Here is a 16,356-nt window from a genome sequence, read left to right on the forward strand (position 1 = left end):
TGAATTTACACTGCTGAGACAAATACTACAAGTGACTCTCGACTAAAGTTCAGTTTGACGAAGCCTCAAGTAATAGCTTTGTTTATCATGGTACATATTTTGGTCAGCCAATCGATATAATCCGCTAAATTGGACCACTTCAGTTGTTGCATAACCAACCGAAAAGCTCACCAATGGCTCTCCTCCAAAACTATCTAAGTCAATAAATACCCGGTTATTTTGCTGAGAACGCAAGCGTTTCAATAAAACTTCAGCCATCGTCAATTGAACTCCAGACAGCACCACCGCAAATTCATCGCCACCGATACGAAAATAATTATCGGTGATACCATCACAACATTCGCGCAACACCCTAGCCACCGAGATAATCAGCTGATCGCCTTTTTCATGCCCTTTTTCGTCGTTCATTTTTTTTAAGCCATTCACGTCGATCACAAACAAACCCACCTCGGCATCAAGTTGAGTTTCAAGGGTGAATTGCAATTCATCGAAGGCTTTACGATTGCTAATTCCAGTAAGTGAATCAGTTCGTGCAATCGTATCTAATTCCTCATGTAAACTGCGATTTTCTAAGAAACTACTTAATTCCGTAATAACCAGTAAGAGTCGGTTATAAACTTGTTCACTTAAGCTCGAGTGATTCACTAATAACCACCCCTCTTTTTTAGAGCCACAGCTAATTGCGAATAAATTCACCCATTGCTGTTCAAACTCGATGACGGTTCGCTCCACATTTGGCTTTAAGGCTTCAGATGCTTGCAGCTTTATATCTTCAAAACTCGCCACAGAAACAGATAAACTATCCGTCACTTGGCTATGTTTACCAGATGCTGGGAGGTGTAGTACTATTTCGATATCAGGAAAGCAAGCAGCTAAGGCCAGCAAAGCATCATGCACAATTTGTTTGTTACCCGAGCTGGCTTCTAAAGACCGACGAAATTGAACCAATTGTTGAAAAAAGAAGTGACTTTGGGCCAAATCTGCCATCGATAACTCTAGGTCACGAGTGCGCTCCTCCACTTTAAATTCTAATTGACTATTTAAAGTTTGGACTTCTTCCAAATAGCCCGCACGAAGTTGGTCAATTCTTGCGAGTTCCTTATTTTTATGATTCACCGTTCTGAGCTGTTCACCAATGGTTCGTTTCATTTCAACCAACAGATGTGAGACATCAGCAAACTCCCGAATGCTAAATTTACTACAATTAAACCAATAAGCCTCTTTATCCGTTTCAAAGTCTTTAATAAGCGTGTAAAGCTGACCGAAAGACTTCGCTACAAAGTGAGCAAACAACACCACAATAACCAAAATAATCGCAATCACAATGGTGCTATTCGCGACCCCAGGAGCTATAAAATTTTGTACTCGTGAACTCAAACTTTGTAAACTTTCACCGACCCTAATTTTAAGCCAAACTGCGTTTTGATAACCGCCCCCCGTTAGCACTAAAGCGGCAACATGAAATAACTCGTCCTGTTCAACGGCCACCGAATCATCATCCAAGAGTTCTTGACGGAAGAATATAGCTAAATTTTCATGCGGTTCTAAGCGCTTCTTCGCTGTTTCGATGAATCGATACATGGGGACTACGGCAATCAAGTAGCCTTTTATGCCTATATTTTTTCCGGTATGAATAGGAATCATATGGACGATGCTATGTTGCTTACCGCTACGTTTAACCAAAGCATACTCATCAGCCAAATCCAGCGTCGCCTTCCGTTGACTTGGCTGCTTCTCATGAGCAGGTGGATGAGGCAAGTAATCGAACAGATTATCAGCAGCGGACAGCGCAAGACCATTACCAGCATAGGAAACAACAATTTGACCGTCATTTTTCACCAAATACAAGGATTCAATCAAGGGCGCATCAAGCACAAAATGTTCTAAAAATGAACTTAACTCTTTAGCTGGTATGTTGTTATCTAAGCTCTTTAAAATGCGGGGTTGTTCAGACAATAGCCAAAGCTCATTGGTGAGAATTTGGTGACTATGAGATAATTCTGCAGTAATTTGTTTCAGTGAGGTAGCTAAACGACTATCAACAGATTTATAGGCGAAGTTGTACATTTGCTGGTAAAGCGTAAATGCCAGCACAGCTACCGGTATGATGGCAACTAAGATGAGTAAAATAAAAGTTATAGACCGAAGTCTTATGGTCATTCTTCATGTCCGATTTTACGAGCGTACTGCCGACGAAGCAGGCAACTAATTCAGCACCTAATCCGTCTCAACAAGACAACAACATTTAACAGCTCTACAGTATCACTAGATGGTAGCGAAGTGATCCGTATTTTAGTATCTCAATGACTCGCTCTAAAGCAAATGATCATTCACACTAACAGATTATAATGGGTTACCGACCATTCCCGATTAACCCTGGTTTGTGTTTCTTGAACACAGATAAATTTTTCACGGTGTGCCATCAACAAAGTTAAATGAATATCAAATACGTTCAAAACCATAATCACGATCAATGCTTGGCGACCATTGCATAGACCAGCAAGCCGATTGGCAACCTACAAAGAGAGATGATAACAGGCGATACTCATCCTAGCTCTTTGTTATTACAGTGAGTGAACTCACTTTGAACAAGCGAATATTTATATGTTCTTAAAGCCTTAAAAACAAAAACGCTCGCCATTTAGCGAGCGTTTTTATCCTGCTATCAACTAGCTCAACAGTTGGTTCACACGTTTAATGAACTCTGATGGATTATCTAAACTGCCACGTTCGGCTAAAGTTGCTTGATCCAACAACAAGTTCACCCACTCGACAAACTTCTGTTCATCTTGTTCATCGGCAACACGTTTCACTAAGCTGTGCTGAGGGTTTAATTCAAAAATGTATTTTTGCTCGGGTACATCTTGCCCAACAGCTTGCATCAGTTTTTGCATTTGAGTGCTCATATCGTCGTCGTCAACCACAATACAAGAAGGTGTATCGGTTAAACGGTAAGTCAAACGAACATCTTTCACCTTGTCGCCAAGGTTTTCTTTCACTCGAGTCACGAAGCTGGCGTATTCAGTCTCATCTTGCTCTTTCTGCTTCTTGGTTTCTTCATCATCGAGGTCACCAAGATCAAGGTCGCCTTTTGTCACAGAGACCAGCGCTTTACCCTCAGCTTCAGATAAATGACTAATCAACCACTCATCCACACGATCATGCATCAATAAGACTTCAATACCTTTACGTTTAAAGATTTCGAGGTGCGGACTATTCGCTGCTGCAGCGTAACTATCGGCAGTGACGTAATAGATCTTATCTTGCCCTTCCTTCATTCGCTCAATGTATTGAGCAAAGGAAACATCTTGCGTTGCGCTATCAGCGTGGGTAGAAGCAAAGCGTAATAACTTAGCAATTTGTTCTTTATTAGCAAAGTCTTCCGCTGGACCTTCTTTCAATACTTGACCAAATTCCGCCCAGAAACTTTGGTATTTCTCGGCATCGTTTTTCGCCATACGCTCAAGCATGGTGAGTACGCGTTTAGTACATGCGCTACGTAAGTTAGCCGTTGTCTTAGTATCCTGAAGAATTTCACGCGAAACGTTCAATGGTAAATCGTTAGAATCAAGAACCCCCTTCACAAAGCGCAGGTAACTCGGCATAAATTCATCGGCATCATCCATAATGAAGACCCGTTGAACATATAGTTTCAAACCGTGTTGACGCTCGCGATTCCACATATCGAACGGTGCTTTGCTTGGAATATACAGCAAGCTGGTGTAATCCTGCTTTCCTTCAACTTTATTATGAGCCCAGCTAAGTGGGTCGCTAAAGTCATGAGAGATGTGCTTGTAAAACTCGTTGTACTCTTCTGCTGAAATATCGTTTTTAGAACGGGTCCAAAGTGCAGTTGCTTTGTTAATTGCTTCCCACACACCAGGAACCGCCGCGATTTTCTCGCCATCAGGTCCATCACTTTCTGGTTGCTCGTCCTTCCACATTTGTACTGGAATAGAAATATGGTCCGAGTATTTGGTAATAATAGAGCGAACTTTCCAACTATCTAGAAACTCTTGTTCGTCTTCACGTAGATGCAAAATAATGTCGGTACCACGGTTTTGTTTGGTGATATTAGCAACGGTGTAATCACCTTCTCCGCCGCTTTCCCAGCGCACGCCGCTGTCTATATCAGCACCTGCAGCACGGGTTTCAACGGTCACTTTATCTGCCACAATGAAAGCAGAATAAAAACCAACACCAAACTGACCAATTAGTTGAGAATCTTTAGCGCTATCGCCACTCAACTGACCGAAGAACTCTTTAGTGCCTGATTTAGCAATAGTACCAAGATGTTCTATCACTTCATCTCGAGTCATACCGATACCATTATCTGACAAAGTAATTGTCTTGGCATCTTGATCAAAGCTAACACGAACGCATAGCTCGCCGTCATTTTCGTAAAGTGCGTTATTTTCTAGTGCTTTGAAGCGCAGTTTATCTGCGGCATCGGCGGCGTTAGACACTAATTCGCGGAGAAAAATCTCTTTGTTTGAATAGAGGGAGTGGATCATCAATTGAAGTAATTGTTTTACTTCAGTTTGAAAGCCATGAGTTTCTGCATGTGCTGCATCAGTCATCGTTATATTTCCTTGCTTTAAAACATACTACGTCAGTTGATAGACGATATGGGGATGACAAAAATTATTTCAAGCAATCACAGCAAAAAAGTCCGAAGCAAACGGTTTATCCCCGCTATTTGATAACGCCAATCACAAAGTAAAGATAAATAAGTGAATTTGTAGCGGCTATACTTCAACATCGCATGAAAAAAGTCCGAAGCAAACGGTTTATCCCCGCTATTTGATAACGCCAATCACAAAGTAAAGATAAATAAGTGAATTTGTAGCGGCTATACTTAAACATCGCATGAAAGAGGCAGAAACACCGCACCGCAGTCACCAACCACTAGGGTGCGGGTTAAACCAGCACAATGAGCGAGCAAAGGTGCTGGCTACAAGTTTTATCAATCAGCTTTTGGTAAGAGAAAGTTTCTACCGACAGTCGCGTGACTCAATTGAGTTTCATCTTTCAGAGCAACCCCAGAGTAACCCCGTTGATTGGCTTGGCTAATCAAATATTCCAAGCGATGTGAGGCATCTTTGACCGACATCCCTGCATCGCGAATATTCGACAGACAGTTGCGTTTCGATTCTTCAATGCCACGATAGGCTTGATAGGTGAAATAAATTCCCAAACTGTCTGGAGAACTTAAACCGGGTCGCTCGCCCACCAATATCGCCACCATTTTTGCACCCAATGACTGAGCAACATCATCACCTACCCCGACTCGCCCCTGCTCAACCAGCGCGATAGGAGCAACAGACAGACCTAAACCGGTAATTTTAGGGAGTAACTCAGTTAACATCTTCTGAACATTTTCGATAATAGCTTTTGAAGACAAACCCTCCGTAACCACCAATACAATATCGTAGCCATGTTGATGGTCAACTAAGTGCTGACGTGATGTTTCATCAAGCAAACGACCTAAATCAGGGCGTTGTAAATAACAAGATCGGGAATCTGCTTGCGATTTTAAGTGAAACACACCGAGCTCAAAGTGCTCAAGTTGATTTGCTAAGGCCCGATAGTCCAAGGGCATTAATACCGCATCGCGTGCGGCAGCATGAGCCAACTGAAACTGCAAATGCGCTTGGGTTGGCAAACTGGTTCCAGCACGCCCTAGCGCAATCCTTGCATCGGTATAACTTTTCAGCGATTGCCAAGGATTTTGGTTTACTAGCGGATCACCATCCGCGGTTACCGCATACCCGAGGCCCGCCATCGGCTGCATATTGTGGTCACTCATGCGCCTAACTCCTTGCTAATTGAGTTAAAAGACTTCGGCAATTGTTGTTTCACACTCAAGCGCCCATTGCGATCCATAATCCCTTGCTGTTGCAACCACGCTTCAAATTCTGGCGCGGGCTTTTTACCCGAAATCTGCCGAGCAAAAAGCGCATCATGAAAAGAGGTAGTTTGATAATTCAACATAATATCGTCAGATCCCGGGATCCCCATAATAAAGTTCACTCCGGCACTCACCAACTGTACCAACAGCATATCCATATCATCTTGATCGGCATCGGCGTGATTGGTATAACAAATATCACAGCCCATCGGCAAACCCATCAGCTTGCCACAAAAATGGTCTTCTAAGCCGGCCCGAATAATTTGTTTCCCGTTATAAAGATATTCCGGTCCAATAAAACCAACCACCGTATTCACCAGTAACGGCTGATAACGACGCGCGACGGCATAAGCCCTCACCTCACAAGTTTGTTGGTCGACCCCGTGATGACCATTTGAGCTTAATGCACTGCCCTGACCGGTCTCAAAATACATCACATTTTGGCCTTTCACGCCACGCTTCAACGACAAGGCCGCACTATAGGCTTCATCTAATAAAGCTAAATTAATGCCAAAGCCCTGATTTGCTTGCTCGGTACCCGCTATCGATTGAAATACTAAATCAACAGGAGCCCCGCGAGAAATAGCCTCTAAATGCGTGGTTACGTGGGTTAAAACACAACTTTGAGTCGGAATTTGGTAGTGCTCAATAACATCATCCAACATCTTCATCAGTGTCATCACTGCCTGCAAATTATCAGTTGCAGGGTTAATCCCAATCACCGCATCTCCATTGGCATACAGCAATCCATCTAAAATACTGGCCGCGACACCAGCTGGGTCGTCAGTCGGATGATTTGGCTGAAGCCGAGTCGACATTCTGCCTTTAAGCCCTAAAGTATTGCGAAAAGCGGTCACTACCTCACACTTACTCGCCACTAAGATAAGATCTTGAATGCGCATTAACTTACTCACCGCAGCCAGCATCTCTGGCGTAAAACCGGGAGCCAGAGCCTGCAGTTCAAGCGATGTGACCGTTTCACTCAATAAATAATTACGGAGATCTCCCACCGTCATATGCGCGATACTGATAAATGCTTGCGCATCATGACCATCGATGATTAACCGAGTCACTTCATCTTGCTCGTAGGGGATGAGTGCTTCATTTAAGAAGTGTTTTAGCGGCAGTTCGGCTAAAGCCATCTGCGCAGCCACCCGCTGCTGGTCGGTAACAGCTGCAAGCCCGGCTAACTGATCACCACTGCGTAATGGCGAAGCTTTTGCCATTAGGTCTTTTAGGTCGGCAAAGCAAAAGCGCTCTCCACCAGCGTTCATTACAAATTCAGCCATCATTTGTCCTAAAAAAAACAGCGCCCATCACAGGCGCTTGATTAGACATCTTAATCGTTAAACGGTCGCGATTAAGCGGGGTCTGCGCTCAAAGCGGAAGATTTTCGACCAAAGGCGATAAACAAAGCATATGAACCCAGCATGATAGCAAAGAAAATAGCGGCAATGCTTAAGTTATAAACAGTCATAGCTATTAACGCTACCACCGCGATGACTAAGGCAATATAGGCTGGCACGACCCCACCTTTCACCCGATAAGGGCGTTCCAATTCTGGCTCTTGCTTACGCAGTTGAATAAACGACACCATCGACAAGGCATACAGCACAATTGCGCCAAAACAAGCCATGGTAATAATTTCGCCAGTTTTACCCGTGAGCAGCGCTAAAATCCCGACCAAGCTATTCGCAACGAGCGCGACTACCGGCGTTTTCAGTTTTGGATGAATATATTTAAAGGCTTTTGGAAAATAACCCACTCGACCAAATTCAAAAGTAGCCCGTCCACCAGCTAATAAAATGCCGTGGAACGAAGCCACTAGACCAAAAATACCGATGCCAACTAACAGATGAACAAAAGGAGAACCGTCACCCAATACCGACGACAATACCAATACTAGCGGTGTATCTTGAGCCTCAGTGCTTCCAGCTGAATAAACCGCGGTTTCCCAACCACTCACCCCAACTGAAGAGATAAAAACTAACAAACATAGTGCAACTAAAGTGGCAAGCGCGGCACCAAAACCGATGGCAATGTTACGCTGTGGATTTACCGTTTCTTCGGCGACATTCGCAACACCTTCAATGGCTAAAAAGAACCAAATTGCAAAGGGTATCGCAGCCAATATGCCCGAAGCGCCATTAGGTAACGCATTCAAGCTCAAATTAGATAACTCTACATGAGGTAATGTTAAACCGCAGAATAATAGGAGTTCGCCAACCGCAATCACGGTAATCACCAATTCAAAGGTTGCCGCAAACCGCACCCCAATAATATTCACGAGGGTAAATATCATATAAGTAATGATTGCAATGGTGAGGGTATGATCGCCGGGAATAAAGTGATTAAGATAGGCGGCAATCGCAAAAGCAATCGCTGGTGGTGCAAATACAAACTCAATATTTTGCGCCATACCTGCTAAAAATCCCCAACGTTTGCCTAAGGCGCGATCAGCGTAATCAAATGCGCCACCCGCCTTGGGAATGGCACAAGCCATTTCGGTATAACAAAAAGTAAAACACACATACATGGTAATAATAAACAAGGTGGCAATGCCAAGGCCCAGAGTACCGCCTTCGGCGAGACCTAAATTCCACCCAAAATACATACCGGAGATAACATATCCGACGCCCAAACCCCAAAGCATGATTGGCCCCAAAGTTTTTTTCAACTGATGCTGACTCATAAAATCCATCCACTAATTTATAATCCTAATAAGCCAACAGCATAAGCTATGCCATTGTAATAAAATCCACTCAACAGGCCTACTGAAAGGCCTGAGGGAACATGATTGAAACGCTGGTTTAGAGTATTTGCACCAAAATAGAGTTACGCTGTACTAAACTGGCGCAGTCAAATTTGTTTTAATAAAATTAAAATCTAATAATTAACAACAAAGCCAATAGATAATCTAGATTCTAGTTTTTGGCAGTGAACTAAACTAAAGAACAGACATAATTTAGAGTGTTGAATCAAATCGAGGCAAGTCCCAGGGGCACCGATTAACTCCATTCACGAAAATATCGATAAGTTTAAGGATAAGCAGTTGTTTCTTTTAACCCTCGACCAAACACAATTATTGATTGCCATAAGCTTAAGCAAACAGTAGCGTTGAATAGATGATATAAGCTAAATTAAAGAGCCGCGAGCCTCTAATAAAGTTAAGCCTGTCATTAGGCTGGGATTCAGCTCAAAATTCATCCATAGGAAGTCATACAGAAAATGAAAAACTCTCTTATTATATTCGTCACTGGATGCCTATTATTCGGCTGTGATAACAACGAAGTTGGCGATGTCTCCTTAGGTTTACTCACCACCAAGGACATCAAAATATCGAATATGGATGACGATAAAATTTCTGGTGTAACTTGTCATATTGCATCAATTGAAGCCAATTTAAGCTTGTCTGATCCAAGTGATAGCTCTATCTCCTGTCGTCAGACCGGCGAAATCACCCCCGAGATGATCGCAACTATCGACAAAAGTAAATCAGGTGAGGTTGTGTTTAAACAGTCTAAAAGTATTTTCTTTAAAACGATGAAAGTTAGACGGATCTACGATGCAGAAAATCAAACGCTTCTTTATTTGTCGTACACCACTAAAGAGACCGAGGGAAGTTTCAAGCACAGCCTGTCTACAGTGCCATTATGGGGAACCAAAGCTTATCAAACACCACTAGCTGCAACTCAATAAGCTCTCTAAACAAAAAAAAGCCCTCTACATAGAGAGGGCTTATCTAACACCAACAAAACAACGCGTTATTTAGCGGCTAAAATCTTAAGTTCGTTAGCAACAAACTCAACATGAGGTCCAATCACTACCTGTACCGCAGTTTTACTTGGAATAATCACCCCAGGGACATGTTTCTTCAATTCTGAAGCTTGTACCTTAGAACTGTCTTTCACCTCTAAACGAAGTCGAGTCGCGCAGTTGTCAACAAGAACCAAGTTCTCTTGTCCTCCTAACATACGAAGCACTAGACCTGCGGTATCACGATGTGAGCCTCCAACACTAACACTCGCTTCACCTTCTGATGCGTCTTCACGTCCGGGAGTATTCAGATCCATCTTCACAATCATCGTTTTGAAGATAAAGTAGTAGATTGCAAAGAACGCCAAACCTTGTACGATCAGCATGTACCAGCCAGTCGCCAAGGGATTACGTGACGATAACACCATATCGACTAAACCAGCACTAAAGCCAAATCCAGCCATCCAATGCATTGATGAAGCAATAAACACCGAAAGGCCAGTTAACAGCGCATGCACAACATACAGTGCAGGAGCCACAAACATAAAGGCAAACTCTAAAGGTTCGGTGACACCCGTAAAGAATGAGGCCGTAGCAGCAGCGATCATTAATGATGCAACTTTCTGCTTATTCTCGGGTTTCGCCGTGTGGTAAATCGCCAATGCAGCACCGGGCAGACCAAACATCATGATTGGGAAGAAACCAGCCATATAACGACCGGTTTCTCCAGGGATCGCATCTGGCGATACGCTGAGGAATTTCCCAAGATCATTAATGCCTGCCATATCAAACCAGAACACCGCATTCAGAGCATGGTGCAGACCCACGGGGATCAATAGGCGGTTAAAGAAACCATAGATACCTGCACCTACCGAACCCAAACCAGTGATGCTTTCACCAAAGCTCACCAAGCCACCAAAAATTAACGGCCATAGATACATAAGGACGAAGGCTGCCACAATACCTGCGATAGAAGTCAGGATCGGAACTAATCGCTTACCACTAAAGAAAGATAAAGCCTTATGTAACTCCACTTGATAAAAACGATTGTATAACTCGGCAGCAATAATACCGCTAATAATACCGACGAATTGGTTGTTAATTTTGGAAAAAGCTAAAGTACTTGACTCGTTTAAGGTCACGAGCCCAATCTGCTCTACAGCACCTGGCGACAACAAAGTGGTGATGACCATGTACCCCACAAAACCAGCAAGGGCGGCTGCGCCGTCTTTATCGCGTGACATACCATAGGCGACACCAATCGCAAATAATACCGACATATTATCGATAATTGCCGCACCAGATTTAATTAAAAACGCCGCTAATGCGTTGTTTCCACCCCATCCATTGGGGTCAATCCAGTAACCAATACCCATTAATATGGCAGCAGCAGGTAATACTGCAACAGGCACCATCAGCGCCCGACCAATCTTTTGTAAATAGCTAAACATAGCATCCCTCTTCATAGCTGTAATTAAGCAAACTTCGTTAAACTGGCGATTCCGCCAAATCTCCTTTGCGAAGAAAAACAACTTATCATTTGTTTCTATATTCGCCAAGAACTTATTTCGCAGTGTAAATAAATAAAAGTACAGCAACAAACAAAGCGCTTCTAAAACGTGATCTACACCCGCATAATTAGACGGTAATCCAAATTCTCTCACAGTTTTTATAAAACTTATTTTTCAGCGAGAATAAAACTGCTAAGCTAAGTTAAAAATATCGGAGAGAAACAATGAGATTAATACCATTACTAAACAAAGAGCAGGTTGGGCGCTGGTCTGCTCTTTATATCGCAGAGAAAATTAAGTCTTATAATCCTAGCCAAGAGAGGCCCTTTGTTCTGGGTTGTCCAACTGGTGGTACACCGTTATATACTTATCAGCACTTAATCGAGCTGCATCGCCAAAACCAAGTTAGCTTTGAGCACGTGGTGACCTTTAACATGGACGAGTATGTGGGGATCCCTGCCGAACATCCTGAAAGCTACCGTAGCTTTATGCACAATAACTTCTTTGAACACATTGATATTAAGCCAGAAAATATTAATCTGCTGGACGGTAATGCACCCGATCTGCAAATAGAATGTGAACGTTACGAACAAAAGATCAAACACTACGGCAAAATCAATTTGTTTATGGGTGGTGTTGGTGTGGATGGACATATTGCCTTTAATGAACCAGCTTCCTCTCTTGCCTCTCGGACCAGAATTAAAACCCTGACTGAAGATACCCGAATCGCAAACTCTCGTTTCTTCAATCATCTTGATGAAGTGCCTAAACTTGCACTCACCGTTGGGGTCGGTACCTTACTCGATGCGGAAGAAATTTTAATATTGGTGACCGGACATAATAAGGCACAAGCCCTGCAGGCTGCTGTAGAAGGTAGCGTTAATCATCTATGGACGATTTCTGCTTTACAATTACATCCTCGATCGATGATTGTCTGCGACCAACCCTCCACCATGGAGCTAAAAGTAAAAACCGTGCGTTACTTCCATGAACTTGAAGCAAATAACATAAAAAATATTTAGGATAAGTCGAATGATGTATGCCCTTACTAATGCCTCAGTTTTTGACGGCAACGAATTGCTAAATAACTACGCGGTTATCATCGATAAAGAGCGTATTGCGGCCGTATGCCCCGAGCAAGACGTTTCACCTCAGATAAACCAAATCAATTTAAATGGAGCCACGCTGTGCCCCGGCTTTATCGATTTGCAACTCAACGGTTGTGGCGGGGTGATGCTAAACGGTGACTTTTCCAACACAAATCTGGAACTGATGCATCGCACCAATTTAAAAAGTGGAACCACTCATTTTCTACCGACTTTAATTACCACCGACGATCAAGAGATGGAACAAGCCATAGCAGTCTCTCGTAGCAATCAACAGAATCATGGTTCAGGTAACTTAGGCCTACATTTAGAAGGCCCCTATTTAAGTAAAATCAAAAAAGGGATCCATAGTGAACAACATATTCGTCAACTTAATCAACAACGCCTGCAGTTTTTATTAGACAATCATGACGCGATTAAAAAGATCACCTTGGCCCCTGAGCATGTAACCGCCCATGATGTTCAAGCATTAACCGAAGCCGGCATACTCGTTTCACTTGGTCATACGAACGCAAGTTACCAGCAAGCCAGCGACGCAATCAAGGCCGGCGCAAGCTTCGCCACACATTTATTTAACGCCATGAGTTCAATCACCGGTCGAGAGCCCGGCGTCGTAGGCGCAGTATTCGACCACCAACTTTATGCAGGTATTATTGTGGATGGCCACCACGTTGCCGCAGCCAACATTCGCCTCGCGAAGCGCCTACTCGAGCATAAGTTATATTTAGTCACGGATGCGACCGCAGCAGCAGGCGCGAACATTAGCCACTTCGATTTTGTTGGCCGAGAGATCCAAGTACAGAATGGCGTTTGTATAGGTGATGATGGTACACTCGGCGGCTCAGCTTTAACGATGATAGAAGCGATAGAAAACTGCGTACAAACGGTTGGCTTATCTCTCACTGAATCTTTAAGAATGGCCTCTCTCTACCCAGCATCAGCACTTTCAATAGATGATATGTTAGGACGAATTAAAGCTGGTTACAGTGCAAACCTAAGCGCCTTTAATAAAGACTTCAAGCTAACTTTAACGGTTAGCGATGGCAAACTGACTCAGTTTTAAGCAATGAATGGTATGAATGACAAACAAATCGTAAATGTAGACCAAGTAAAACGGATCAACATGGCCGCGGTATATCGAATGATCGACCAACAAGGTCCAATCTCCCGAGTCAAAGTTGCCGAACAAAGTCAATTAGCCCCCGCGAGCGTCACCAAAATCACTCGCCAACTTCTCACAACCGGCCTGATTAAAGAAGTGGCACAACAAGCTTCTACCGGGGGGCGCAGAGCTATTTCGCTCATGACCGAGCAAAGTCATTACTACTTTATTTCAGTGCGCTTAGGCCGCGGTGAAATGGATATATCGTTGTTTGATTTAAGTGGCATTCAACATGCGCATAGCAAATTGTATTTAAGTGAAGTGGAGCAAACCCCTCTGGTTGCTCGGTTATTAGGTAATATAGAACAATTTATTGAACAACGGCTTAATCCAAACCAGCAATTAATTGCTATCGCGGTTACGTTGTCGGGCTTGGTCAATCCTGGCGAAGGTATTGTGGTTTACACACCACATTACCAGTTGCGTGAATGTCCACTCGCAAACTTAATTGAGCAGCGCTTTAAACTACCAGCCTACATCGGCAACGATACCCGGGCCATGGCGCTCGCTGAACACTATTTTGGAGCTACCCGCGATTGTCTCGATTCAATCCTGATCAGCGCTCATAGTGGTACCAGCGCAGGCATTATTGTCGATGGAAAGGTTTTTATGAGCCAACATCGTGACGTTGGGGAAATCGGCCATATTCAAATGGATCCCCTTGGTGATAAGTGCCAATGCGGCAACGTTGGTTGTTTAGAAACCATCGTCTCAAATACGGCCATCGTTCAGCGAGTCAAAACCTTAATCGACCAAGGCTGTCCGTCGATCTTAGAAAACAATTTTGGCATAGAAGATATCTGCTTAGCCGCCAATCAAGGCGATATGTTATGCCATCAAGTACTACGAAGAGTGGGTAAAATGCTGGGTAATAGTATTGCTTTGACCATCAACCTGTTTCATCCTGAAAAGATAATATTGGCTGGCGAAATCATGATCGCCAAAGACATTTTACTGTCGACCATTAACCAGTGTATTCAACATCAAGCGCTGAAATCTTTTGCCAAAGACCTGCCGATTGAAATGGCTCATTTTCAAAACAATCCTACGATGGGAGGTCTAGCCTTAATTAAGCGTGCCCTACTCGACGGCAGCCTGCTGATCCGGCTGATAAATGAGAAAGCCCAACTCAGCTGAGCAATAATTTGGTTCACATCAGACTCATATTGCTGACAGCGCGCAACTCAACGCGCTCAGGTCACTATCAAGTAATTCGCCTCACAAAAACACAGTAAACACTTTTAGCCTTAGGTTTTACCACTAATTTCATGTTTTAATATCCGCAACCATCCGCAGAGATTGAAATTAGTGCAAGAAATAAAGCAACGAGTTGTCGTCACCGCCAGTGGGATCCTCATGGGAACGCTGGCCATGTTCATTTCCCTTTTTTTACTCTCGAAAGATATTAGCAAAAGCCAGCAATATTACGCCAACGAATCACTCGGACTGGCTCAGGCGGTGATCTACGAATCACTGCAAACTCTAGAGACGCTCAATAGCTTAGAACACCATGATTGCGGAAAAGACCTGCTGATAAAAATCAGGCAAATAGTTTTCCTCAGTAATTTCATTAAAGATATTGGAGTACTTCAAGAAGAAAAATTGCTCTGCACTAGTATTGGGGGGCCATTAACAGAGCCTATTGTTGTCGTTCCACCAGACTTCACCAGTAAACAAGGGCTGGATGTTTGGCTAAATCAAAAACTCATTGCCTTAAATAGGCTCAACTCTGGCTTGATCATGAAAAAGGGCCAATTCAATGTCGTTATTGCCAATACAACTTTTGCTAACCTTGATTATGGTGATAATTACTGGGAAATGGTCAGTGGTTTTAAAGGACAATACCGACATATAAGTGGTACACCAGAGCTATTTCGTCAGGTGGGGAGAGACAACGACAGTGAAGTTACCCTCAGTTACCATTATTTTCATCAATGTAACAGCACTTATCAATTTTGTATCGCGTTAAAGCTTTATAATTCTTCGTTGGTGAAAAACAGACTAACTTTCTTACTATTAAGCTTGTTGCTGAGTGTCACTGTTGGCGTCATCAGCAGCATGCTGGCAGTAACACTAATAAAACGCCACCTTAGTGTGAATGCCCGACTCCGTAGGGGGCTTAAGAAAGGCTATTTTTACTATCAAATCCAACCCTTGGTTGATTTGAAAACACAACAAATCATTGGTGGTGAGGTATTAGCCAGATTTACCGATCCCCATGGAAGCCTTACTCCCGAAGAATTTATTCCATTGTTGCCTAAACTACGTATGACTTGGCCTTTTACTCTACACATCATCAAAGGCGCACTAACAGAACTACAAGCAAGCCAGGCGATGCAAGCGTCAACTAAAATCAGTTTTAATATCTTTCCCTTGGATGTTGAAACCAACAGAATTGCAGAATTACGCCAACAACCAGAGCTTGAACAATTTGCAGGTAATATCACCCTTGAAATCACCGAAGACCTGCAACTCGACGGATTAAATGCACGACGTAATATCAATCTGATTATTCAACAAGGTTTCGAAGTAGCTATTGATGACTTTGGCACTGGATACTCTAACCTCAAGCAACTGAAGCATTTTCGCTGCCACTACCTCAAAATAGATAAAAGCTTTGTATGTGAGTTAGCCAATGGAACGGTGCGTTCTAGCCTCATTCCGCATATTGTAGATATTGCGCGTCAATCCAAACTCAAAATCGTGGCTGAAGGGATAGAGAATGAAATGCAAGCCGAAGCTCTACGAGATCTAAAGGTTGAGTACGGCCAAGGACAAATGTTTGGTGAAGCAATGGCGATAAGCGATTTTGTTGCGTTATATCTAGCATCACAGCAACAGACAAAATAATCGAAACCGGAAAACAAAAGGATTGTGCAAGCACAATCCTTTTGATGCGTAGTGATGCTT

At 43.2% G+C, this 16,356-nt stretch carries 11 protein-coding genes; 5 read left to right on the plus strand and 6 right to left on the minus strand.

The genetic code is table 11. The annotated features are described in order from the left end of the window. Positions 1-42 precede the first annotated feature (42 nt). The 5 genes from ACRRS0_RS12630 to eat all read right to left on the minus strand — a co-directional run bounded on the left by ACRRS0_RS12630 (position 43) and on the right by eat (position 8,603). The gene (locus ACRRS0_RS12630; RefSeq protein WP_432452840.1) at positions 43-2,160 is read right to left on the minus strand and encodes a GGDEF domain-containing protein; all 2,118 of its coding nucleotides are present in this window, start codon (positions 2,158-2,160) and stop codon (positions 43-45) included. A gap of 509 nt (positions 2,161-2,669) precedes the next feature. Further along, positions 2,670-4,580: a molecular chaperone HtpG gene (htpG, locus tag ACRRS0_RS12635; protein WP_432452839.1), complete on the minus strand. Its 1,911-nt coding sequence runs from the start codon at positions 4,578-4,580 to the stop codon at positions 2,670-2,672. A 386-nt stretch (positions 4,581-4,966) separates the two neighbouring features. Then, a complete protein-coding gene (gene eutC, locus ACRRS0_RS12640) occupies positions 4,967-5,809 on the minus strand; it encodes an ethanolamine ammonia-lyase subunit EutC (RefSeq protein WP_432452838.1) in 843 nt (280 codons plus the stop codon). Continuing rightward, entirely contained in the window at positions 5,806-7,200 is a 1,395-nt protein-coding gene (locus tag ACRRS0_RS12645; protein WP_432463342.1) for an ethanolamine ammonia-lyase subunit EutB, read from the minus strand. Before ACRRS0_RS12645 ends, eutC begins: the two co-directional genes overlap by 4 nt. Positions 7,201-7,271: 71 nt before the next feature. Next, a complete protein-coding gene (eat, locus tag ACRRS0_RS12650) occupies positions 7,272-8,603 on the minus strand; it encodes an ethanolamine permease (RefSeq protein WP_432452836.1) in 1,332 nt (443 codons plus the stop codon). A gap of 536 nt (positions 8,604-9,139) precedes the next feature. On the opposite strand from eat, the gene ACRRS0_RS12655 reads away from it, so the two are divergent. Beyond that, positions 9,140-9,610, plus strand: a complete 471-nt coding sequence (locus tag ACRRS0_RS12655) for a CreA family protein (RefSeq protein ID WP_432452835.1) — start codon at positions 9,140-9,142, stop codon at positions 9,608-9,610. A 65-nt stretch (positions 9,611-9,675) separates the two neighbouring features. Here ACRRS0_RS12655 and nagE read toward each other — a convergent pair whose 3' ends face one another. Beyond that, positions 9,676-11,118: an N-acetylglucosamine-specific PTS transporter subunit IIBC gene (gene nagE, locus ACRRS0_RS12660; protein ID WP_432452834.1), complete on the minus strand. Its 1,443-nt coding sequence runs from the start codon at positions 11,116-11,118 to the stop codon at positions 9,676-9,678. Between the two features lie 284 nt (positions 11,119-11,402). On the opposite strand from nagE, the gene nagB reads away from it, so the two are divergent. The 4 genes from nagB to ACRRS0_RS12680 all read left to right on the plus strand — a co-directional run bounded on the left by nagB (position 11,403) and on the right by ACRRS0_RS12680 (position 16,296). Then, a complete protein-coding gene (gene nagB, locus ACRRS0_RS12665) occupies positions 11,403-12,200 on the plus strand; it encodes a glucosamine-6-phosphate deaminase (RefSeq protein WP_432452833.1) in 798 nt (265 codons plus the stop codon). Positions 12,201-12,210: 10 nt separating this feature from the next. Further along, positions 12,211-13,347 carry an N-acetylglucosamine-6-phosphate deacetylase gene (gene nagA / locus ACRRS0_RS12670; protein WP_432452831.1) on the plus strand — a complete coding sequence of 379 codons (1,137 nt, stop codon included), beginning with the start codon at positions 12,211-12,213 and terminating at the stop codon, positions 13,345-13,347. 12 nt (positions 13,348-13,359) lie between these two features. After that, positions 13,360-14,583, plus strand: coding sequence for an ROK family protein (locus ACRRS0_RS12675; protein ID WP_432452829.1), 1,224 nt, complete (start codon positions 13,360-13,362; stop codon positions 14,581-14,583). A gap of 171 nt (positions 14,584-14,754) precedes the next feature. Then, positions 14,755-16,296: an EAL domain-containing protein gene (locus tag ACRRS0_RS12680; protein WP_432452828.1), complete on the plus strand. Its 1,542-nt coding sequence runs from the start codon at positions 14,755-14,757 to the stop codon at positions 16,294-16,296. Positions 16,297-16,356: the final 60 nt, after the last annotated feature.

It is taken from the genome of Agarivorans sp. QJM3NY_29 (assembly GCF_050870835.2).
GTDB lineage: Bacteria > Pseudomonadota > Gammaproteobacteria > Enterobacterales > Celerinatantimonadaceae > Agarivorans.